The organism is Pantoea sp. USHLN298 (assembly GCF_037149395.1).
Taxonomy (GTDB): domain Bacteria; phylum Pseudomonadota; class Gammaproteobacteria; order Enterobacterales; family Enterobacteriaceae; genus Pantoea; species Pantoea astica.
Genome location: NZ_JBBCRO010000001.1, coordinates 814,867 through 836,517, shown reverse-complemented (window position 1 = coordinate 836,517; position 21,651 = coordinate 814,867). Strand labels below are relative to the sequence as shown.

General features: G+C 56.1%; 22 protein-coding genes. 8 read left to right on the top strand and 14 right to left on the bottom strand.

Going from position 1 to position 21,651, the window contains the following annotated elements:
• Positions 1 to 10: 10 nt before the first annotated feature.
• Positions 11 to 1,441, top strand: a complete 1,431-nt coding sequence (locus tag WFK59_RS04015; RefSeq protein ID WP_336755068.1) for a serine/threonine protein kinase — start codon at positions 11 to 13, stop codon at positions 1,439 to 1,441.
• An 87-nt stretch (positions 1,442 to 1,528) separates the two neighbouring features.
• Here WFK59_RS04015 and WFK59_RS04010 read toward each other — a convergent pair whose 3' ends face one another.
• Both WFK59_RS04010 and chaB read right to left on the bottom strand, forming a co-directional pair.
• On the bottom strand, positions 1,529 to 2,206 hold the full coding sequence (locus WFK59_RS04010; RefSeq protein ID WP_233984528.1) for a gamma-glutamylcyclotransferase: 678 nt from the start codon (positions 2,204 to 2,206) through the stop codon (positions 1,529 to 1,531).
• A 228-nt stretch (positions 2,207 to 2,434) separates the two neighbouring features.
• The gene (gene chaB / locus WFK59_RS04005; RefSeq protein WP_233984529.1) at positions 2,435 to 2,665 is read right to left on the bottom strand and encodes a putative cation transport regulator ChaB; all 231 of its coding nucleotides are present in this window, start codon (positions 2,663 to 2,665) and stop codon (positions 2,435 to 2,437) included.
• Positions 2,666 to 3,035: 370 nt separating this feature from the next.
• Here chaB and chaA point away from each other — a divergent pair, with 370 nt between their 5' ends.
• Positions 3,036 to 4,127, top strand: coding sequence for a sodium-potassium/proton antiporter ChaA (chaA, locus tag WFK59_RS04000; protein WP_233984530.1), 1,092 nt, complete (start codon positions 3,036 to 3,038; stop codon positions 4,125 to 4,127).
• A 64-nt stretch (positions 4,128 to 4,191) separates the two neighbouring features.
• On the opposite strand, the gene kdsA is transcribed toward chaA, so the two are convergent.
• The 6 genes from kdsA to hemA are packed head-to-tail and all read right to left on the bottom strand — an operon-like array spanning position 4,192 to position 9,513.
• Positions 4,192 to 5,046, bottom strand: coding sequence for a 3-deoxy-8-phosphooctulonate synthase (kdsA, locus tag WFK59_RS03995; protein ID WP_233984531.1), 855 nt, complete (start codon positions 5,044 to 5,046; stop codon positions 4,192 to 4,194).
• A gap of 25 nt (positions 5,047 to 5,071) precedes the next feature.
• A complete protein-coding gene (sirB1, locus tag WFK59_RS03990; protein ID WP_094121771.1) occupies positions 5,072 to 5,881 on the bottom strand; it encodes an invasion regulator SirB1 in 810 nt (269 codons plus the stop codon).
• 1 nt (position 5,882) lies between these two features.
• Positions 5,883 to 6,275, bottom strand: coding sequence for a SirB2 family protein (locus WFK59_RS03985; protein ID WP_233984532.1), 393 nt, complete (start codon positions 6,273 to 6,275; stop codon positions 5,883 to 5,885).
• Positions 6,276 to 6,298: 23 nt separating this feature from the next.
• The gene (gene prmC / locus WFK59_RS03980; protein WP_336755067.1) at positions 6,299 to 7,132 is read right to left on the bottom strand and encodes a peptide chain release factor N(5)-glutamine methyltransferase; all 834 of its coding nucleotides are present in this window, start codon (positions 7,130 to 7,132) and stop codon (positions 6,299 to 6,301) included.
• A complete protein-coding gene (prfA, locus tag WFK59_RS03975) occupies positions 7,132 to 8,214 on the bottom strand; it encodes a peptide chain release factor 1 (protein ID WP_233984534.1) in 1,083 nt (360 codons plus the stop codon). The genes prmC and prfA overlap by 1 nt, the downstream gene beginning before the upstream one ends.
• A 42-nt stretch (positions 8,215 to 8,256) precedes the next feature.
• A complete protein-coding gene (gene hemA / locus WFK59_RS03970; RefSeq protein ID WP_233984535.1) occupies positions 8,257 to 9,513 on the bottom strand; it encodes a glutamyl-tRNA reductase in 1,257 nt (418 codons plus the stop codon).
• Between the two features lie 216 nt (positions 9,514 to 9,729).
• On the opposite strand from hemA, the gene lolB reads away from it, so the two are divergent.
• The 4 genes from lolB to WFK59_RS03950 all read left to right on the top strand — a co-directional run bounded on the left by lolB (position 9,730) and on the right by WFK59_RS03950 (position 13,656).
• Positions 9,730 to 10,353, top strand: coding sequence for a lipoprotein insertase outer membrane protein LolB (gene lolB / locus WFK59_RS03965; RefSeq protein ID WP_094121776.1), 624 nt, complete (start codon positions 9,730 to 9,732; stop codon positions 10,351 to 10,353).
• Entirely contained in the window at positions 10,350 to 11,207 is an 858-nt protein-coding gene (gene ispE, locus WFK59_RS03960; protein WP_233984536.1) for a 4-(cytidine 5'-diphospho)-2-C-methyl-D-erythritol kinase, read from the top strand. Before lolB ends, ispE begins: the two co-directional genes overlap by 4 nt.
• A 136-nt stretch (positions 11,208 to 11,343) precedes the next feature.
• A complete protein-coding gene (gene prs / locus WFK59_RS03955; protein ID WP_006118899.1) occupies positions 11,344 to 12,291 on the top strand; it encodes a ribose-phosphate diphosphokinase in 948 nt (315 codons plus the stop codon).
• 213 nt (positions 12,292 to 12,504) lie between these two features.
• Positions 12,505 to 13,656, top strand: coding sequence for a GGDEF domain-containing protein (locus tag WFK59_RS03950; RefSeq protein WP_336755137.1), 1,152 nt, complete (start codon positions 12,505 to 12,507; stop codon positions 13,654 to 13,656).
• Here the strand turns inward: WFK59_RS03950 and ychH are convergent.
• Positions 13,653 to 13,928 (bottom strand): stress-induced protein YchH, encoded by a 276-nt coding sequence (gene ychH, locus WFK59_RS03945; RefSeq protein ID WP_336755065.1) that lies wholly within the window; start codon positions 13,926 to 13,928, stop codon positions 13,653 to 13,655. The two genes, WFK59_RS03950 and ychH, sit on opposite strands and share 4 nt — an antisense overlap.
• Positions 13,929 to 14,188: 260 nt before the next feature.
• Between ychH and pth the strand changes: the two genes are divergently transcribed.
• Both pth and ychF read left to right on the top strand, forming a co-directional pair.
• On the top strand, positions 14,189 to 14,776 hold the full coding sequence (gene pth / locus WFK59_RS03940; RefSeq protein WP_233984537.1) for an aminoacyl-tRNA hydrolase: 588 nt from the start codon (positions 14,189 to 14,191) through the stop codon (positions 14,774 to 14,776).
• 108 nt (positions 14,777 to 14,884) lie between these two features.
• Complete coding sequence (gene ychF / locus WFK59_RS03935; RefSeq protein WP_031375312.1) at positions 14,885 to 15,976, top strand: redox-regulated ATPase YchF; 1,092 nt, start codon at positions 14,885 to 14,887, stop codon at positions 15,974 to 15,976.
• A 327-nt stretch (positions 15,977 to 16,303) separates the two neighbouring features.
• On the opposite strand, the gene WFK59_RS03930 is transcribed toward ychF, so the two are convergent.
• Genes WFK59_RS03930 through tssF form a run of 5 tightly spaced genes read right to left on the bottom strand, consistent with a single transcriptional unit; the run spans position 16,304 to position 21,501 of the window.
• On the bottom strand, positions 16,304 to 17,677 hold the full coding sequence (locus tag WFK59_RS03930; protein ID WP_336755064.1) for a VasL domain-containing protein: 1,374 nt from the start codon (positions 17,675 to 17,677) through the stop codon (positions 16,304 to 16,306).
• 39 nt (positions 17,678 to 17,716) lie between these two features.
• Entirely contained in the window at positions 17,717 to 18,175 is a 459-nt protein-coding gene (gene tssE, locus WFK59_RS03925; RefSeq protein WP_336755063.1) for a type VI secretion system baseplate subunit TssE, read from the bottom strand.
• Positions 18,175 to 18,720 carry a type VI secretion system lipoprotein TssJ gene (gene tssJ, locus WFK59_RS03920; protein ID WP_336755062.1) on the bottom strand — a complete coding sequence of 182 codons (546 nt, stop codon included), beginning with the start codon at positions 18,718 to 18,720 and terminating at the stop codon, positions 18,175 to 18,177. Before tssJ ends, tssE begins: the two co-directional genes overlap by 1 nt.
• Positions 18,698 to 19,783: a type VI secretion system baseplate subunit TssG gene (tssG, locus tag WFK59_RS03915; RefSeq protein ID WP_336755061.1), complete on the bottom strand. Its 1,086-nt coding sequence runs from the start codon at positions 19,781 to 19,783 to the stop codon at positions 18,698 to 18,700. The genes tssJ and tssG overlap by 23 nt, the downstream gene beginning before the upstream one ends.
• Positions 19,747 to 21,501, bottom strand: coding sequence for a type VI secretion system baseplate subunit TssF (gene tssF / locus WFK59_RS03910; RefSeq protein WP_233984542.1), 1,755 nt, complete (start codon positions 21,499 to 21,501; stop codon positions 19,747 to 19,749). Before tssF ends, tssG begins: the two co-directional genes overlap by 37 nt.
• Between the last annotated feature and the right edge of the window lie 150 nt (positions 21,502 to 21,651).

Below are 21,651 nucleotides of genomic sequence, written 5' to 3'. Positions count from 1 at the left end.
AGAGTTCACTATGTCGGCAAATGATAATCAGAAAACGGTTCCGAATGCCCTGCCGGACGGATACCGCTTTAACGAGTTTGAGATCAAGGAAGTGATTGGTGGCGGCGGTTTCGGCATCGTCTATCGCGCGTGGGATCACCAGCTGGAACGCACCATCGCCATCAAAGAGTACATGCCGGTTTCGCTGGCGGTGCGTGCGGCGGATTTAACCCTGGAACTGCGCGGCGAGCGCTTCCAGAAACTGTTTAACGCCGGGCTGAACAGCTTTATCCAGGAAGCACGTCTGCTGGCCCGCTTTAACCATCCCGGCCTGCTGCACGTATTGCGCTTCTGGGAGCAGAACGGCACCGCCTATATGGGCACGCTTTACTACAGCGGCATGACGCTGAAAGAGTGGCAGCTCACCAGCCCGGAGTCGATTTCCGAAGCCTGGATTCGTCGTCTGCTGCCGCCGCTGCTGGGCGCCATCAGCACCATTCATCAGGCGGGCTATCTGCATCGCGATATCTCGCTGGATAATATCCAGATTCAGGAAAACCAGCTGCCGGTGCTGCTGGATTTCGGCTCGGCGCGCAAAGAGATCGGCAATCTCTCCGATGAAACCGAAATCATGCTGAAGCCCGGTTTCGCCCCGATTGAGCAGTACAGCGAAGAGGGAGAGGTTGAACAGGGCCCGTGGACGGATATCTACGCGCTCGGTGCCGTGCTGCACAGCCTGATCACCGGTAATCCCCCGCCGGTCAGCGTGGTGCGCTGCATTGAAGATAACTATCAACCGCTGGTTGAACGTCAGCCAGAAGGGTATTCGCTGCCGCTGCTGCATGCGATTGACTGCGCGCTGGCGATGAAGCCGGGCGATCGTCCGCAAACTATCGATGCGTTTGCGGCGCTGATTGATCTGCCGGTCAGTGATGTTGAAGCCGTGGTTAACAGTTTCCCGGTGCCGGGCGAAAGTCCTGCCGTCGTGGAAGAGGAGCCGGTCGAGACGCCAGCCCCGGTAGTAATGGCGGTGAATCACGGTGCCGCCGCCGCCGAGCCGGTTACGCCGCGTACCGTACGCCGACTGTCGCCAGGATTGCTGGGCGCAGCGGCCGTTGCGCTGCTGGCGGTGGTGGCTGCCGTCTGGCTGGCGAATCGTCACGCTGCAACACCGGAACCGGTCAGCCATGCACCGGTTGCCGCCACCGGTGCCCCCGCAGCGGCAGCGCCGGCCACGGACGCGCCAGCAGTGCTGGCGACGGTTTATCTCAAGCTGGAAAGCGGTGAAAACGTGGTGCTCAACGGACAGCAGGTGGAAGTTAAACCGGGCAGCAGCGGCTTTGCCGCGCTGAATCTGGCGGCCGGACAGTATCGCATTGAAGTGCATAACGGCAGCGTGACCCACACACAATCGCTGACCATTGATAAGCCAGGCACCTGGCTGATTAATCCGGCCAACTGAGGTGAGGCAAGGCGGGAACGTAACCGCCAGCTCACCGTTTCCCCTGCTGCCAGAGGGCGGCAGGGGAAACGGGTTACGGTTACGGCGTCAGGCCTGCTTCAGGCAATGGCTTTGTTGTAACGTCCGTACCTGATGGGCCAGCCGGCTCAGACTCTCCTCTTCCATGCCGCGTCGGGTCAGCTCTTCTTCCAGCGAAAACAGATACTGGGCATTGGAACCCAGCGGGCCACTGGCAGCGGCAATCAGTGGGGCGATCGCCTCCGGGCAGGAGTCCGATTCATACAGCGGGTGACGCGGGTCCATAATAAAGGTCAGTGCCGTCACGCTGCGGCCATCATCCAGCTGCAGTTCGCACCAGGTCGGCAGATAGCAGCCGGTAATCATCTCGCGTTTCCACAGCAGCGCCAGCTCCTCATGCAGCCGCGCCTCCGGCAGGCGAAACGCCAGACCGCTGGTGCGACCGCCCTGTTTCAGCGCCAGCATCCGGCCGGGGTGCGTGGCGGTGCCGCGTCCGGCAATCAGCCGCAAACAGAAAGCGCGATGCCAGCCTTCCAGCCAGCCGGAAGCCACCTCATCCGCTTCAAAGATCGGGTTCCACATCAGAGAGCCGTAACCAAAGATCCAAACCGGGCTGTGATCGGGACGGCAGGCCAGCGTAGCCGCCAGCGACGCCGCGCGCTGCTCGCAACTCCAGAGCAGCGTCTCTTCGATATCACCGAACGACGTTTTACAATCCGCTTTTAAAAGAAATTCCCGGGTAAGCAATGCGACCTCCTCGACTATCACGGCGTCCTGTCCAGATGGCTCCTCTGTAATGATCACCAAAACGGCTTCGCGTTTCGTTCATAAAATTGACATTAATCCATTTACCGGACGGGTTTCAAGCGTGAGGTGGGTCGCAGGATAAAAAAAACCAGATAAACCTGATAGCGCAGAGGCAAAAAAGGACCAGATGTTTCTGGCCCTTTGCTGAAATCCGTCTACCTGCCGGCGTTAACGCTTAGGATGCCATTTATCATCATCCCCTTTTTCATACTCTTTCTTTACCGCCGACCAGGCAACTTTATGCGCCACCTCTTCGCGGGACTCATCACCACGACGATCGTCGGCGTCTTTATACTGTGACCAGGCGCTGTTGAATGCCTGTTGATAGATATCCTGCGCATGGGCCGGCAGTACGTGTCTGACGCTGTCGGGTAGATCGTTTCGGTTATCGTAAGGCATGTTTGCTCCTCGCTTTACAGGGTAATATTAAGTCTGGCCCAGCAGCGGAAAATTACAAATGCCGATTTATGCCAGGTTCAGATTAAAAATCGATTATCGGCACTGTAAATGCAGTTATCTGAGACTTTTTATCCGACTATCACGATGAAAGGATGGGTTTCGGATTTTTATTGTTAACTGATTAATAATGAAATATTGATGATAATATCTGGTTAAGAGGCTTACGTTCATTTATTGAGAATAAGTAAAAAGCAGTAAATTTTCCCCGTTGAGTCAGCTGAAAAGATAAACTGCGCCCTGCCCTAAAACTGATTATATTTTTACAGCAGCAGCCGCTGCCCTTATGATCATTAACCAGAGAGGATGGTGAATGCCTTCACATGAAAAAACACGTCACAAGGAATTCTCGCTGATATTCCCCATCGTTACGCTGGGTGTACTCTACTTTTTTGGCGCACAAACCTCGTTCCCGATCGTCGTCGGTATCAACATTCTGGCCCTGATTGCCATTCTTAGCAGCGCGTTCAGCGTAGTGCGGCACGCAGACGTGCTGGCACACCGGCTGGGTGAGCCTTACGGATCGCTGATTCTGAGTTTATCGGTGGTAATCCTTGAGGTGAGTCTGATCTCGGCGCTGATGGCGACCGGCGATGCCGCGCCTGGCCTGATGCGTGACACGCTCTACTCGATTGTCATGATCGTGACCGGTGGGCTGGTAGGCTTTGCCCTGCTGCTTGGCGGTAATAAGTTTGCAACGCAATACGTTAATCTGGCGGGCGTGAAGCAATATCTGATCGCTATCTTCCCGCTGGCGATTCTGGTGCTGGTCTTTCCCAACGCCCTGCCCGGCGGCAACTTTTCCACCGCGCAGGCGCTGCTGATCGCGGCAATTTCAGCGGCGATGTATGGCGTTTTCCTGCTGATCCAGACCCGGACTCACCAAAGCCTGTTTATCTATGAACATGAAGATGAGAGTGACGATGGCGATCCGCATCACGGCAAACCCTCGGCCCACAGCAGCATCTGGCATACCGTCTGGCTGATTGTGCATCTGATTGCGGTGATCGCCGTGACCAAAATGAATGCCAACACGCTGGAAAGTTTGCTGACCGAAATGAATGCGCCGGCACAGTTCACCGGTTTCCTGGTGGCGCTGCTGATCCTCTCGCCTGAAGGCCTGGGCGCGATCAAAGCGGTGCTGATGAACCAGGTGCAGCGCGCCATGAACCTGTTCTTTGGTTCCGTGCTGGCCACCATCTCGTTAACCGTCCCGGCGGTGACTATCATTGCCACTCTGACCGGCCAGGAGTTGATCTTTGGCCTGGAGCCGCCACAGATGGTCATTATGATGGCGTCGCTGATCCTGTGTCAGCTCTCCTTCTCTACCGGCCGCACCAACGTGCTGAACGGTGCAGCGCACCTGGCGTTGTTTGCCGGTTACCTGGTCACCATCATGCTGTAACAACCCTTTTCGCAGACGAAAAAAAAGAGCGATTTCTCGCTCTTTTTTTCGTTGCGGCCGTTACTTACTTGCTGGTATCGAGATCCGGGAAGCTCTTGACCAGATCGTCAATCGCCTTCATCTGCATCAGGAACGGCTCCAGTTTGTCCAGCGGCAGCGCAGAAGGACCATCACACAAGGCGTGATCCGGGTCCGGATGTGCTTCAATGAACAGGCCGGCAATGCCCACCGCCATACCGGCACGTGCCAGTTCAGCCACCTGCGCACGACGTCCGCCAGACGCGGCGCCAAACGGGTCGCGGGTCTGCAGCGCATGAGTCACGTCGAAAATCACCGGGCTATTTTTGGTCACTTTCTTCATCACGTTGAAGCCAAGCATGTCGACCACCAGGTTGTCATAACCGAAGTTGCTGCCGCGGTCGCACAGGATCACCTGCTCGTTACCACCTTCAGCAAACTTATCCACGATGTTGCCCATCTGGCCAGGGCTGACGAACTGCGGCTTCTTAACGTTAATTACCGCACCGGTTTTCGCCATCGCTTCCACCAGGTCCGTCTGACGCGCCAGGAAAGCGGGCAACTGGATAACGTCAACCACATCGGCCACCGGCTGCGCCTGCGATGCTTCATGGACGTCAGTGATGATTTTCACGCCGAAAGCCTGCTTCAGCTCCTGGAAAATCTTCATGCCTTCTTCCAGGCCCGGACCGCGATAGGAGTGAATAGATGAACGGTTAGCTTTATCAAACGACGCTTTGAACACGTAAGGAATGCCGAGTTTGTCAGTCACTTTTACATAGTGTTCGCAGATGCGCATTGCCAGGTCGCGCGACTCCAGCACGTTCATCCCGCCGAACAGCACAAACGGCAGATCGTTTGCTACTCTGATGTCACCAATACTCACGACTTTCTGTGTCATGCCCTTTCCTTTTCAGTGGGTACGCTTAGTGCAGCGTGACCTGTTTTTGTTCGATTGCGTGAATCTGAACTTTGATCATTTCGCTGACCGGGTCCTCAGGACACTGCTCAACGAAGTACGTTAAATCATTCAGCGCGATATGTTCGCATTCCAGCTGCGCATAGATCAAACCGCGATCGCGGATTTCATAGGGATCGTCCGGATCGATACGCAACAGCACCTGGCTGACGTTCAGCGCCAGCTCCATCTGCTTCTCTTCCATCAGGGCGGCTTTCAGCGTATCGAGCATTTTACGCATCACGGTGACGGTTTTGGCTTCATCGAGATCGTCATCATACAGCCGCGCGGTCGGACTGATGTTGCCCTTGAGCCACACTTCCAGCGTATGGGTATCCAGGGTTTCGCCATTGAACGGATTGATCAGCCATTTTTCGCCATCAATCCAGTCGGCACGCAGAATCAGCTGGGTTGGGAAGATCACCGGCATCAGCGGCAACTCCAGCTCAGCCGCAATATGCAGCAGAATAACGCCCAGCGAGACGGCGGTGCCCTGCCGGGTTTTCAGTACGTTGTCGATCCAGAGCGCATCAGAAAGGTTATATACCCCGCTGGCGCCGCCAAAACCCCACTGGCGATAGAACAGCTCCAGCAATTTTTCGAGTTGCAGATCCGCATCTTCGGCGTGGCTGACATAGTCACGCGCTTCGGCCACCAGGGCCGCAAGTTGTGCTTCCACCGACACGGCCGGGAAATCGGCGCGGATGGCAAGCGTAGCGCCAATCACCGCTTCACATAACGGTGTCTGGCTAAAATCTAATTGTTCGGTAGAGGTCATGCTATCCCCACAACGGCATTTTGCTCAGCGCCAGCTTAATGACCAGCACCAGTGCGATTAACGCCACCAGAAACGCAATCCAGCGGGTACGGTCAGTGCGTGGTCGGCGGCTCAATGCCACAAATCCTAAGGCGATGTAGATAATAACCCCTAATAGCTTCTCAGTCAGCCAGCTTCCTTGCGGAGTGAAGGGATAGAAGTGCGTAATCATCACCAGTGAGACACCGGTCAACAGTAACAGGGTGTCGTTAGCGTGAGGCAGAATGCGCACCCAGCGCCGCGACAGCATCGCTGACCCGCTGCGCAGCCAGTAAAAACGCAGCACAAACATAAAAATGGTGATCGCCACCGTTAACAGGTGAACATTTTTGATCAGAGGGTACCAGGCGTACATGGTGCGTCCTTGTCAGTCCGTTTTCAGGTTGAAGATTGTCCCAGGGTGACACGAGGATTGCCACCGTAATCATTGACGGTTTCTACCGCGCGATAGCCTTGCTGGCGCATCTGTTCACGCACCGCATCGCCCTGCTGCCAGCCATGCTCCAGCAGCAGCCAGCCGCCGGGTTGCAGCCAGTCAGGCGACTGCTCTATCAGCGTGCGTAAATCTGCCAGACCGGCGTCAGCCGCCACCAGCGCGCTGCGCGGCTCAAACCGCACGTCGCCCTGTTCCAGGTGGTGATCGCAGGCATCAATATAGGGAGGATTGCTGACGATAAGGTCAAATCGCTGCGGGGCGAGCTGCTGAAACCAGTGGCTGAGCAGGAAACGGGCATGGGTAAGGTTGAGCCGCTGCGCATTACTGCGCGCCAGTTCCACCGCTTCGGCGATACGATCCACCCCGGTGACCTGGCAGTCAGGCCGTTCGCTGGCCAGCGCCAGTGCAATCGCGCCGGTGCCGGTACCCAGATCAAGAATGGTGGCGAAAGACGCAGGCAGATGTGCCAGCGCCTGCTCAACCAGCAGCTCAGTGTCCGGTCGCGGGATCAGCGTGGCGTCCGTGACGCGCAGCGGCAGCGACCAGAATTCACGTTCGCCAACCAGATGCGCCACCGGTTCACCGCGGGCGCGACGGCTCAGCAAGGCATCAAGCTGGCTCAGCTGCTCCTCACTCAGCACGGTGTCATCAAAAGCGATCAGCCAGCTGCGCGATTTGCCGGTCACAAAACTTAACAGAATTTCAGCATCGCGCTTTGGACTCTCGCCGCCGCGCAAGGTCGCAACGGCCTGTTTCAGCCAGTGGCGAATCTCCATCAATCCTGTCCAGCCAGCGCCGCCAGCTGATCCGCCTGATATTCCTGCACGATCGGCTCAATCAGGCTGTCGATTTTGCCTTCCATAGTTTCATCCAGACGGTAAAGCGTCAGGTTGATGCGATGGTCGGTGACGCGGCCCTGCGGGAAGTTGTAGGTGCGAATACGGTCGGAGCGGTCACCGCTGCCCAGCAGGTTACGACGTGTGCTGGCTTCAGCGGCGTGACGACGGGCCATTTCAGCGGCGTGGATACGCGCGCCCAGCACCGCCAGCGCTTTGGCTTTGTTTTTATGCTGCGAACGTTCGTCCTGACACTCCACCACAATGCCGGTCGGCAGGTGAGTAATACGGATGGCTGAGTCGGTGGTGTTAACGTGCTGACCGCCGGCGCCCGATGAGCGGAAGGTATCGATCTTCAAATCGCCGGCGTTGATCTCCGGCAGTTCCGCTTCAGGAATTTCCGGCATCACCGCCACGGTGCAGGCGGAGGTATGGATTCGGCCCTGTGATTCGGTTTCAGGCACGCGCTGAACCCGGTGTCCGCCCGATTCAAACTTCAGGCGACCATAGGCACCGTCGCCCGTGACCCTGGCGATCACCTCTTTGTAACCGCCATGTTCGCCTTCGTTGGCGCTGACTATCTCTACCCGCCAGCGGCGCGCTTCAGCATAGCGGCTGTACATGCGGAACAGATCACCGGCGAAAATCGCCGCTTCATCACCGCCGGTCCCGGCGCGCACTTCGATGAAGCAGGCGCGTTCATCATCGGGATCTTTCGGCAGCAACAGCACCTGCAACTGCTGCTCCAGCACTTCGCTCTGCTCACGCGCCGCCTGCAGCTCTTCCTGCGCCATGTCGCGCATTTCAGGATCGTCGAGCATCTGCTGCGCGGTTTCGATATCTTCCTGCACCTGCTGCCAGTCGCGGAAGCAACGGGTCACATCGGTCAGCTGGGCATATTCGCGTGACAGCGCACGGAAACGCTCCTGATCGGCGATCACGCCAGCATCGCCCAGCATCGCTTCCACTTCTTCGTGGCGCTCCTGCAGGGCTTCCAGTTTGGCAACTATAGAGGTTTTCATTTAAATGTGGGATTCCCGTAACAGGTGGCAGCAGCCTGGTGCCTACTCGAGACCCAGGCTGTCGCGTAAAATCTGCAGGCGTTCATTATCGCCGTCGCGGGCGGCCTGCTGAAGCGATTTGGTTGGTGCGTGAATTAAACGGTTGGTCAGCTTGTGTGCCAGTTCCTGCATCACTTTTTGTGGGTCGGCACCCTGTTGCAGCGCCTGCAGCGCGCGGCCTTCCAGCTCAGCACGGATCTCGTCCGCCTGAGAGCGGTATTCACGAATGGTGTTGACCGCGCCCTGAGAACGCAGCCACGCCATAAATTCGCCGCTCTCCTGCACCACGATGCTCTCGGCCTGCACTGCCGCGGCTTTGCGCTGCGCCAGATTCTGCTCGATAATCGCCTGCAGGTCATCGACGCTATAGAGATAGGCATTCGGCAGCTTGCCCACTTCCGGCTCGACATCGCGCGGAACGGCGATATCCACCAGCAGCATCGGCTTATTACGACGTGCCTTCAGCGCGCGCTCCATCATGCCTTTGCCAATAATCGGCAACGGACTGGCGGTGGAAGAGATGATAATGTCAGCTTCGGCCAGACGGGCATCAATCTCCGCCAGGCTGATGACATCGGCCCCGACTTCGTTCGCCAGGGTTTCCGCCCGCTCGCGAGTGCGGTTAGCGATGATGAGTTTTTTGACCTGATGCTCGCGCAGATGGCGCGCCACCAGCTCAATGGTTTCACCGGCACCGACCAGCAGCACGTTGACGGAAGAGAGCGATTCAAAAATCTGACGCGCCAGGGTACAGGCGGCAAACGCCACCGAGACGGCATTGGCACCGATATCAGTTTCGGTCCGCACCCGTTTGGCGACGGAGAAGGTTTTCTGGAACATGCGTTCCAGTTCGCTGCTCAGCGCCTGGCCGCGCGAGGAGTCGGCAAAGGCTTTCTTCACCTGGCCGAGAATCTGCGGTTCACCCAGCACCAGTGAATCGAGCCCGCTGGCGACACGCATCAGGTGGCTGACCGCCTCGTTATCCTGATGCCAGTAAAGGCTGTTGCGTACGTCTTCTTCATCGAGCTGATGATAGTCGCATAACCAGCGTACCAGACGCGCCTGCAAATCAGCCTGCTGCTCTACACTGAGGTAGAGTTCGGTCCGGTTACAGGTCGACAGCACCACGCCGCTCTGCACCATTGGCTGTGATAACAGGCTGTTCAGCGCCTGCTCAAGCGTCTCCGGCCCGAACGAGACACGTTCGCGCAGAGCAATGGGGGCAGTTTTGTGATTGATTCCGAGAGCGAGCAGCGTCATGGTGGTTTCGGTTGGGATGTCCCAATAATGTCAGGGTTTTGTGAGGCGCATTCTACAAGATGCGACAGATCAAGAAAAGCCATACAAAGCCTATGACTGTAATAAGATTAACCTGATCGTGCTCAATTTGCTGCATAACAGCATTGACGGCTTAAATACGGATGGTTAGCGTTATCCGTTACGAATTATAAACGTGTCTGAGGAGATGACCACTTGATGCTTTATTCACCACGCACTCTGTTGCGCATTTTGCCCCTTGCCAGCGTATTGCTGGCTGCCTGTAGCGTGAACAAACCGCAAGGTCCGGGCCCCAGCGTAACTGCGCCACAGTGGCAACAGCATCAGCAGGCAGTATCGAAAGTCACGCATTATCAGACGCGCGGCGCTTTTGCTTACCTTTCTGACAAGCAAAAAGTCTACGCACGCTTTAACTGGCAGCAGACCGCGCCCGATCGTTATCGCCTGTTGCTGACCAATCCGCTCGGCAGCACCGAGTTGCAGCTGGATGCCCAGGGTACAGTGGTGCAGATCGTTGACAACAAAGGCAAACGCTACGTCAGTAACGACGCGCAGAAGATGATTTCGCAGCTGACCGGGATGAACATTCCGCTGGCTAACCTGCGTCAGTGGATGATGGGTCTGCCAGGCGAAGCCACCGACTATCAGCTTAATGAGAACTACCAGCTGCGCAGCCTGAACTACAGCCGTGATGGCCAGAGCTGGCAGGTGTCGATTGCCGGTTACGACAGCAAAGTGACGCCGCCGCTGCCCGCCAGTCTGGAGCTGAAAGAAGGCGATCAGCGGATTAAACTGCGTATGGACAGCTGGACCGTTCAATGATCACCTACTGGCCATCACCGGCAAAACTGAACCTTTTTCTCTACATCACCGGCCGTCGTCCCGACGGCTATCACAACCTGCAGACGCTGTTTCAGTTTCTCGATTATGGCGACAGGTTGCAGATTACGGTCGATCAGAGCGATCGCATCCAGCTGCTGACGCCGGTCGCAGGCGTGGCCGAGGCGGATAACCTGATCGTCCGGGCGGCCGAACGCTTAAAACAGGCGGCTCAGGCGAAGCAGACGCTGCCCGCCCAGGCTGGCGCGCAGATTGCCATTGAGAAGCGTTTGCCGATGGGTGGTGGTCTCGGCGGCGGCTCATCCAACGCGGCAACCGTGCTGGTGGCGCTCAATCATCTGTGGCAAACCGGCCTGACGCCGGATGAGCTGGCGGCCATTGGCGTGCAGCTCGGTGCCGACGTTCCGGTGTTCGTAAAAGGCTTCGCCGCCTTTGCTCAGGGTGTCGGTGAACAACTTCAGCCCGCAGAGCCGGAAGAAAAGTGGTATCTTGTCGCCCATCCCGGCGTGAGTATCAGCACCCCGGCAGTCTTCAACGACCCCGCGCTGACGCGAGACACGCCGGTGCGCAGTTTAGCGACGCTTTTATCCTCACCCTTCGCTAATGATTGTGAAGCAGTGGTAAGAAAACGTTTTCGCGAGGTTGAAGAGCTTGTTTCCTGGCTGCTAGAATACGCGCCGTCGCGCCTGACTGGCACTGGCGCTTGTGTGTTTGCTGAATTTGACACCGAGTCTGCTGCTCGTCAGGTGCTGGAACTTGCCCCGAATGGGGTGCGCGGATTTGTAGCCCGAGGCGTAAATGTTTCGCCGCTACAGCGTGCCCTGCGAGGCGATTAGCGAATGCGTGACAGTGTCACCCCGTTCCAGACACTGCACGTTTCGCATCAACACACCCGTGTGAACGCCCATGACCGTATTCGCCGGTTACTGTCGTGCCGTTCATTCTCTGGACGCAAAGCCTGAGGTTCTTCTCGTGCCTGATATGAAGCTATTTGCTGGTAACGCCACCCCGGAACTAGCACAACGTATTGCCAACCGCCTTTACACCAGTCTGGGAGACGCCGCCGTTGGTCGTTTCAGTGACGGTGAAGTGAGCGTACAGATTAACGAAAATGTACGCGGTGGTGATATTTTCATCATCCAGTCCACCTGTGCTCCCACCAACGATAATCTGATGGAACTGGTTGTGATGGTCGACGCGCTGCGTCGTGCTTCTGCTGGTCGTATTACCGCAGTCATCCCCTACTTTGGTTATGCCCGTCAGGATCGCCGCGTGCGCTCCGCGCGTGTACCTATTACCGCTAAAGTAGTGGCAGACTTCCTTTCCAGCGTCGGTGTTGACCGTGTTCTGACGGTTGACCTGCACGCCGAGCAGATCCAGGGCTTCTTCGACGTCCCGGTTGATAACGTATTTGGCAGCCCGATTCTGCTGGAAGACATGCTGCAGATTGGTCTGGAAAACCCGATTGTTGTTTCTCCCGATATTGGTGGCGTAGTGCGTGCCCGTGCTATCGCTAAACTGCTGAACGACACCGATATGGCAATCATCGATAAACGCCGCCCGCGCGCGAACGTTTCTCAGGTGATGCACATTATTGGTGACGTTGCTGGCCGCGACTGCGTGCTGGTCGACGACATGATCGACACCGGCGGCACGCTGTGTAAAGCGGCTGAAGCGTTGAAAGAGCGCGGTGCGAAGCGCGTATTTGCTTACGCAACGCACCCGATCTTCTCAGGCAACGCGGTTGAAAACCTGCGTAAGTCGGTGATCGACCAGGTGATTGTCTGCGATACCATTCCGCTGTCTGAAGAGATGAAGTCACTGCCGAATGTGCGCACCCTGACTTTGTCTGGCATGCTGGCTGAAGCGATTCGCCGCATCAGTAACGAAGAGTCAATCTCGGCGATGTTCGAGCATTAATCTTCGCGAAACCGGGCTTCATGCCCGGTTTTTTTCATCTGTGCGACGGCCCGATTAACTCGCTGCCTTTAGTGCTATTCCCGCGATAAATTTCCCCGAAATCGGTTATTTTCAACGCCACCCACTCTTTTAGTAAAACGCCGCATTCCTCACTTCTGCCCCAGACGGTTAAGTGATAATTTGCTGCGCACTTTTCATCACAACGCCACCACTATGACTCTGGATATCTATACGCTATTTATTTGTGAGCTCTACGTGTTGGGTTTTTTAAGCATCATCATGGTTTTTGCCTGGATGGGATCGCAATACGATCGCGTGCTGGGTTTTACCTGCCTGTCGCTTGTTTTTACCCTGGTGGCGGTGTTTTTTAGCAGTTTACGCAGCAGCGGAATGCAGTTTCTGCCGGTTGCCGCTGGCAATGTGCTGGTGATGCTGGCCTATGGCGGCTTACTCAATGCCTTTCGCTTATTCTGCGGTAAAAAGATCGGCACCGGCTGGCTGCTGGGCGCACTGCTCTGGGCGATCCTCTGCTGTTTTCCAGCGTTCTACTACAGCTTACCCAAGCGGGTGCTGGTGCTGTGCATCGCCTGTGTTGCATACACGGCGGCGCTGATCCAGTTGTTATGGCTGGCCCGTGACTCGCTGAAAGTCACCTTCTGGCCCGCGCAACTGCTGCTGTGGATCCATCTGCTGTTTCATCTGGCGCGGATGCTGCTGGACAAGGCGATACCGACCCGCCTGCACGGTGCGATTGGCGGGTCTGACTTTTCGGTTTATGTGATTCTGGAATCGATTCTGTTTGTCATCGGCCTGACCTTCACCATTCTGGCGATGGTCAATGAGCGCACCCAGATCGCCTACAAATACGCCTCACTGCACGATCCGCTGACCAGCGTCTGGAACCGGCGGGCGCTGTTCCTTGAGGCGGAGAAAATCGTGGCGCGCTGCCATCGGCAGAACCGCCCGTTTACTGCGGTGCTGTTCGACCTCGATCACTTTAAAAGCGTCAATGACCGTTATGGACACCATCAGGGCGACCAGATTTTGATCGACTTTTGCCAGTTAGTAACCGGACTGATCCCGGTAGAAGGACGTTTTGCCCGACTGGGCGGTGAGGAGTTTGCAGCGATTATTCCGGCCGGTGCAGAGGAAGCACAGGCCTGGTGTGAAGCGATTCGTTTGGCGACCAGTCAGTCACAACCCAGCGCCGTAGACTATACGGTCAGCATTGGATTTGCCACAGCGACCCATCGCCAGCACCGCTTCGAGGATTTACTGGCGCTGGCCGATGAGGCGCTTTATCGCGCCAAAGCCAGCGGCAGAAATCGTACTGAACAGCAACCGATATCGGCAGCCATCCGTTAGTGATGGGTGTGATGAGACCGACGGCAGCGTTTGTCGTAATGACGCAGCCAGTAATAACGATCTTCCACTTTTTCACGACCGCTGACGCGTGCGCCGACCAGCCACAGCAGCGCGCCGATAAAAATACTGAACATCGCACCGTGCGCCAGAAACTGTGGCAGATGAAGCGACGGTAACTGGTTGATAATTGAATAGCCAACACCCATTACCATTGTGAGTAATCCCAGTACCATCAAACTATTACCCGCGACGCGACAATGTTGATGTTTCATGTTGCACCTCCATCCTTATGAGCCGATTAAAACCGCACACAATGTTAAGTTGCCATAAGTTTAGGCAATGGCTGACGGCAACGTTGCGGGCCGGATCACACAACCGCCATAAACTTGTGACTGGATCTGATTGCAGCTTATTGATTTAGATGAAAAATGATTAATCACCGTTCTGAATCACTTTAACGGTATGCGCTTTGTCATCTCGCCTGCGGCGAAGTAAACTAACGCCCTTTGGCAATAACAGCAGGATATTCATTGTGAGCAGCATTAAACTGATTGTGGGTCTTGCCAATCCCGGCGCTGAATATGCCGCCACGCGCCATAATGCCGGTGCCTGGTATCTGGATTTACTGGCTGAGCGCCACAATCAGTCACTGAAAGAGGAAGGTAAATTCTTCGGCTATACCGCCCGTCTGGCGATCGCCGGAGAAGATGTGCGCTTGCTGGTGCCGACCACTTTTATGAACCTGAGCGGCAAAGCGGTGGCCGCAATGGCGACCTTCTATCGCATTGCACCGGAAGAGATTCTGGTGGCCCACGATGAACTCGACTTGCCGCCAGGCGTAGCGAAGTTTAAGCAAGGCGGCGGGCATGGTGGCCATAATGGGCTGAAGGACATCATCAGTAAGCTGGGCAACAACAATAACTTCCACCGTCTGCGCATCGGCATCGGTCATCCGGGCGATCGCAATAAGGTAACCGGATTTGTGCTGGGCAAACCGCCCGCCAGTGAGCAGAAACTGATTGATGACGCCATTGATGAAGCGGTGCGCTGCACCGAACTGTGGCTGAAAGAAGATCGCATCAAGGCGATGAACCGGCTGCACGCTTTCAAGCCTGCTTAATCGCCCGAATCGTCGCGATTCTGTGTATAATGCGCGAAAATTTTCATTTCGTCTCCGACAGTGCGCCGCCGGGCGGGCTGTCCATCCAGTTATAAAGGGTATCAAACCATGGGATTCAAATGCGGTATCGTCGGCCTGCCGAACGTCGGTAAATCCACGCTGTTTAACGCGCTGACTAAAGCGGGTATCGAAGCGGCTAACTTCCCCTTCTGCACCATTGAGCCCAACACTGGCGTGGTGCCGATGCCTGACCTGCGTCTCGATCAGCTGTCTGAGATTGTTAAACCGCAGCGCGTGGTGCCTACGACCATGGAATTCGTCGACATCGCTGGCCTGGTAAAAGGCGCGTCAAAAGGTGAAGGACTGGGTAACCAGTTCCTGACCAACATCCGTGAAACCGAAGCGATCGGTCACGTGGTGCGCTGCTTTGAGAACGACAACATCATTCACGTTGCGGGCAAAGTAAACCCGGCTGAAGATATTGACGTCATCAACACCGAACTGGCGCTCTCCGATCTCGATACCTGCGAACGTGCGATTCAGCGCGTGCAGAAGAAAGCCAAAGGCGGCGATAAAGACGCGAAAGCCGAACTGGCTGCGCTGGAGAAGTGCCTGCCGCATCTCTCTGAAGCCGGTATGCTGCGTTCGCTGGATCTGGATGCTGATGAGAAAGCGGCAATTCGCTATCTGAGCTTCCTGACGCTGAAGCCGACCATGTACATCGCTAACGTCAATGAAGACGGTTTTGAGAACAACCCTTACCTTGATCAGGTGCGTGCCATCGCCGAAGCGGAAGGTTCCGTGGTGGTGCCGGTGTGTGCTGCGGTGGAATCAGATATCGCTGAGCTGGAAGATGAAGATCGTGATGAGTTCATGGCGGAACTGGGACTGGAAGAGCCAGGCCTGAACCGTGTGATCCGTGCCGGTTACTCCCTGCTGAACCTGCAGACTTACTTCACCGCAGGCGTGAAAGAAGTGCGTGCCTGGACCATCCCGGTAGGCGCTACGGCTCCACAGGCAGCCGGTAAAATCCATACCGACTTCGAGAAAGGCTTCATCCGTGCACAGACCATCGCCTTTGAAGACTTTATCGCTTATAAAGGCGAGCAAGGCGCGAAAGAAGCCGGCAAGATGCGTTCTGAAGGGAAAGAGTACATCGTCAAAGATGGCGACGTGATGAACTTCCTGTTTAACGTCTGATTGGTTTCTGTTGTCACATGGGGTTTCACTGAACCTGATGCAGCGCAACATACCCGATAAAATCCACGCCCTGGCGTGGATTTTTGTTTTCAGAAGCTATGGAGCGCCCTTTGAAAGGAGGCGATGAAGTGCTGGCTGCCATCTGCTGCACTTTAACTCAGCCTGGTAACGGGTTAAGGGATCTGCCGGAAGATCAATCTGTTGTTTTCAGATCATAGCGGCGCAGCGGTATCGCACTGATGGCATCAACAATGCTGACCGGCGCGGCCAGCAGTGTTGTAAGCGGAAGCGATCATTGCTGAATCCACTCATCAGCGGAAAGCGAGATCAGAATGATGCTGCCGTGGTCTCTTTTTCTTTCTCCTTCATCAGCGCATAGGCCTGTGCACGCAGATGCTGCCCGGCTTGCTCGATCTGCTGCTGCCTGGCAGGTGAATCGTCTGGTAGCTGACGAATGAGCCGCAACTGTTCCTCTACGGGTATCGTCTGCCGAAAATGCGTCATCATGCTGAAGACCGCTGATTTAAGCTCGCTGACCGTCAGGTACCTGCCTCGCTTTTCATCCAGAGCATTTAATTTGTCCGCCAGAGTCTGCAATTCCGTCATGCCCTGATGCCATCCATTCATCGTATCGGCAGGTAAAGCCGCGGCGTTAACCTGCTGCTGCCACTGTTGTGTCAGTTGACGCGATTTTTCCGGCCACAGCACCTGAGCCTGTTTCACCAGCTGACGGCTGTAATCCGTTGCCCAGTCCGGCGGTAACTGGCTGAGACGGGTAAGCTGCTGCTGTGTCGCGGTAAATAGCGCGTCAGAGAGCGGGCCCTGCTGACGAAGCGCCTCCAGCTGCATCGGTGAGAGTACCGAAGGTAACGCTGACAGTGATGAAGCAAGTGGTGTCTGCAGCGGGTCCGGACGCTGAAAAAGGTTCCAGCTCCACAGCGCGACGCTGGCTAGCACCAGCATGGCCAACATTCCCAGCGCAAACGGCTGCCATAACGTTGCAGCAGCAGGCGGCGGGATCTGCGGGTTCGTCGCAGGCTGGGGTTCCGGCGGCACCAGATAAATCCACTTCACCTCATTGGCCGACCGGGTCGTTTCTGGTGAGGGAGCCGCTGAAATCCCGGTGCTGGTAAGGACTACGTCAGGATCATTTTCAACGACTGGCGCCGCGGCGCTGTCACTCTTCTCCAGCCTGACAGCACTGTGGTGTATCAGGCTGAGCAAAGCATTCAGCGGGCTCAAAGGGGTAAGCTCCCGTCGCTGTAGCGCGCTTATCAGACGGGTCAGCTGCTGCTCAGCAAGATTGAGCGCGCTGTAGTCGCTGTCGCTGGGCGAGAAGGTGCGCAGCAGCTGTTGCATCCGCTGACTGAGGCTGCACAGAATTTCCATCCTTACCGCCACAGGCTGCGGCCAGAGCGCGTCCCACTGATGGGTGATCAGGGTTTCCAGTAACGACAAGCCTTCATTCAAGCCGGAAAGTCCGGCCAGATGCGTACGCGCCAGCGTATACCAGGCCGCCGACTGCAACTCCACGCCATTCTGCTCAAACAATGCATCACAGCGTTTTTCGACAGACTGCCAGTTCACATCGGGACGGGCCGGATGCGAGAGTTTAGCCAGTTCATTGCGCAGTGCAGCGTAATCAGGAAGCCTGCGCGGATCGCTGCCGGTTTTTATCCGGCGGTCAGAGAAATTGGTCATGAAGATAAACTCAGGGAGGAAAAATCGTGGTGACTCAGGTCAGTATGTTGACGCCCGAGGCTCAAGATAGTGCTGCTGTTTCATATGCCTGATGAGCACCCGTCCTTCCGGCATAAACTCAGTACCGTAGCGAACCAGTCCAACACCTTTCAGTTCAGCATCGATGGCATAACGTAACTCTCCCGGAATAACCTGGTCGAGCAGCACGACCTTAATGCTTTTCAGACGTGGCTCATATTTGAGCAATACCGCCGACAGCGTTCCCATCAGTTCATGTGCCGTACCCGGCATTTCCTGGAGAATTTTGGTCATGTCCGGCAAACCATAGTCAGGAAGATGAGCCAGCGTCCCGGCACGACAGTTCAGGACGCGCTGCATGTTGTCGAGTACGGACATGATCACCTGGTTTTCTTCACTGACCTGATGTAAATCGAGGCCACCGGAGAAATTTCCGGCGAGCATCTCATACAGCGAGGGCGTCTTGTGGTTCTGGGGCATTATTTATCCTTCACCGCGATCAGCGTCAGAGAGTTATTCCCGGCCTCAATCACCCTGGCCTTGTCGGGATCAAGCGCTTCACGCTCAATCGTCAGCTTCCATCTGTTTTTCACCTGATCGGGATGGCGGAACAATCCCACCACGCCCACATATTTCGCCGCCTCTTCCATCGGCATATCAAGCTGCACGTCACCACCCGGTTTAATCACCACATCACGAGTGGACAACAGATCTGCGGCCAGCACCGTTTCCCCTTCCTTCAGCAGTTGCTGGTACACCGTCTTATCGAAGGTTTTACGATCCCTGAGCTGATAAATTCTCACCACAAGCGATTCAGACAGAGAGTTGCTCTCTCGTTCATCGGTATTCAGCGCTTCACGCGCGGTGAAATCGAGATGCAGCACTTTGATCTTCTTATAGAACACTGCGGTGAAGGCCGATTTGGTCCCGTCACTGACGCGTTGTGTCAGGCCACAGCCCGTCAGGCTCAGGGCCAGCAATATGGGCAGCCAGCATGCCGCCTTAGTCAAACTTATACGTAACACGTCGGTTTCCTTGTTGTAATATTGCGGGCTGCAGGCCACTGTAGCAGCCCAGTTCCGTGGTGAAAGTCTGCGGGATATCGTCCGCCAGTGTCTCCTGATCGGCACCCAGCACGCCGTTCATCCCAAGCCAGAAAGGCCCCTCGCCAAGCGGCGGAACGGCCAGCAGACGAGTCTGCGTGGTCAGGGTGATTTTTGCTTTAAAGCGCCAGCCCAGATAGACCCGCAGCATGACCAGAAAATCCTGATACAGCAGGCCATCTGGCTTCCAGCCCTGCGATTCCCGCTCATCATCGGTGAACAGCGCAATCAATAGCTGACTGTTCGCATCCATCGCCTCGTCGCCAAGCGGCGTATTGCCATCCAGCAGAAAGTCTTCATCACCGTAAAAGCCAAGCGGCCGGGTAATCTCCACCGGACGCAGAGAGTACGGGCTGACCTGTACCCGGGTTTCAGGTGCCAGCAGGCTGACCAGCGCCTGCATCCCCTGCTGAGTTTTTCCGGGCTGCTGCAGCACCCCAAGCAGCGACAAAAAGCGAGATACCGGCGTAGCAATATGCTCTGCGGTGCCTGGAATCCCCAGACCCACCAGGCCCAGCAGCGACTGTGAGATGCTGTCGGTCCCGCCGGGCTCGAAGGTCGCCGGGTAAGAGTACTTACGCCAGATACGGTAAAACTGCGTCAGGATGCGATGGCTGAAAATATCGAGGAAGCCCTGCAGTGCCTCATGCCCTTCCCGGCGTTGCGTAATATCATCGAGATAGGCGGTCGGCAACGGTGAGTCGACGCCGTACATCCCCATAAACGTAGTGCGGATGCGTGGCGGTTTACTCTCATCATCTTCGTCGTATTCAACAGATTTAAGCTCACTGACCGGAAAACCCATCCCCGGATAAGGCACAAAGCGCACCGGGTCATCAGCCGGATGGCTGGTAGAACCGAGCAGCGGACTGCCCGGATGACGCTTCTCCAGCAGCTGACAGAAACGATAAAAGTTAATACGGTGAAGGTCGGCTTCCAGCCGCGGGGTCAGCCGGGAATGCGGCGGTTGTGCTTCTCTTCCCATTCCAGGCGTTCTCCGGTCGGTTGCAGGGTAATAATCAGACGGTTAAACAGATAGATGTCGGTATAGAGTGCAAAGAAGCGGCTCAGCATCTCGCCAAACAGGCAGATGTCACCACGCCCGGCAAAGCCGTGGCTGTCCAGCGTCACGTCAATCTGGACGCCGCGCACCAGGTAACCCTGTTCGAAGCGCTCAGTTTCGCTGTGCTTCACATCGATAATGGCTTCCAGACGGCGGCGGTTCATCTCACTGTCGGTCCACTCATACAGCGCCAGGGTGCCGCGCAGCACGTCAGCATTATCCATCATCGGAAGAAAACCACTGCCGAGATGACTTAGCACACGCCAGTGAAAACGGTCCTGTGCTGGCGGATAACAGGGCAGCGTTGGCGCGCAAAGGTTGCGGACGGCGATACTGGCTGAGGTGGTTTTCATTACCGTATCAAGAACTGTACTTTGCAGCGCGCGGCGCGGTAACTGGCCGTGAGTGCCAGTCAGCGTCAGCGACAGGCTTTCGTCTTCCGGTACCGTATGATTGTCAAAGGCTTCGCCCCCAAGAATCAGCCAGGTATTATGTAGTCCGGACGGACCGCGGCGAACGCGAGTGTGGTAGTAATACTCAGGCGCTTCGTGGCGCATCATCCCGCCTTTATGACGAAAACTGGAGAACGGCACATAAGTCTGCTGACTGGAGGACGTTACTGAGTCGACGGCGTAAATTTCCGTGTGACCATCCTGTACGCGCATCGGGCGCAGCATATATTCCGTCTGCAGCGAGTTCAGCGTCAGCGGATCCGATTCCAGTGGGAACAGATTAATCACCGGCACGCAGTTAAGACGCAGGTGCTTCTCGGTAAAGCTGAAGTCATGCTCCCAGCGTTCCGCCAGCACCACGTCGATTTCAAACCAGGGAAGATCCGATGGCCATGCTACGCTCTCCAGCCCGCGCAGCCCGGTGAACATGAATTTCTCGCGGAAGGTAAAGTACTCCAGCAGCAGTTGATAGCCACTAAAGCTGCTGTTGCCCTTCGGCCAGAGGGTATCGTCATCGTCAAACCCGAGCGCGGTGAAACGCCCCTCCAGCCCCCTTCTGTCCGGCTCACCCGGCATCCGCAGCCACATCCGGGACACATTCATGGTGAAGGCTTCGTGCATGGCGCAGGCCAGCGGTGCATCCGCATTGAAATAGAATGGAATATGGCTGAGATCGATACGGCTCCAGTCCGCCAGTTTGCTGCAATGAAAGCGCAGCGAGATAACAGAGCGGCCATCAGGATCGGTCGACAACCGGGCGCGTTCCAGTGACAGTGGCTGAAGATTGATCGCCTTCGTACTGCTGTAGCGGCAGCGCGTGCCTTTTTCACCGATTGGTCGGGAAAGGACTTCGAAGCCTTTAGCGATACGCATCGGCTCTTTCATTTCGCGCCAGTCCGGCGTGAACTCCACTACCGACATCGACGGAATAGTGCGCAGATAATGCGGCCACAGCAGGCTGACCAGCCCTTCGGTCAGTTCTGGCAGGTCATCATCCAGCTTTTCACGCAGTCGTCCCATCAAAAAGGCAAAGCCTTCAAACAGGCGCTCCACGTACGGGTCGCGCGCACCCGCTTTATCGAGATTGAGCATTGCAGCCTGCTCCGGATGAGCACGGGCAAACTCTTCGCCTGCTTCAAGCAGGTAGCGCATTTCAGCGTCGTAATAACGCAGGGTTAAGTCATCCATAATTATGTCTGTGTGTTGATTACTGCTTGTTGAGCGGTGAAGAAAAATCCAGCCCCAATGAAGGCACCAGATGAAGTGAAGGATCGTTAATGCTGGTTTCGAAGAGAACAGTCTGCTATCTGGCGGGTGGCTGCTGGCCTGACGGAACAC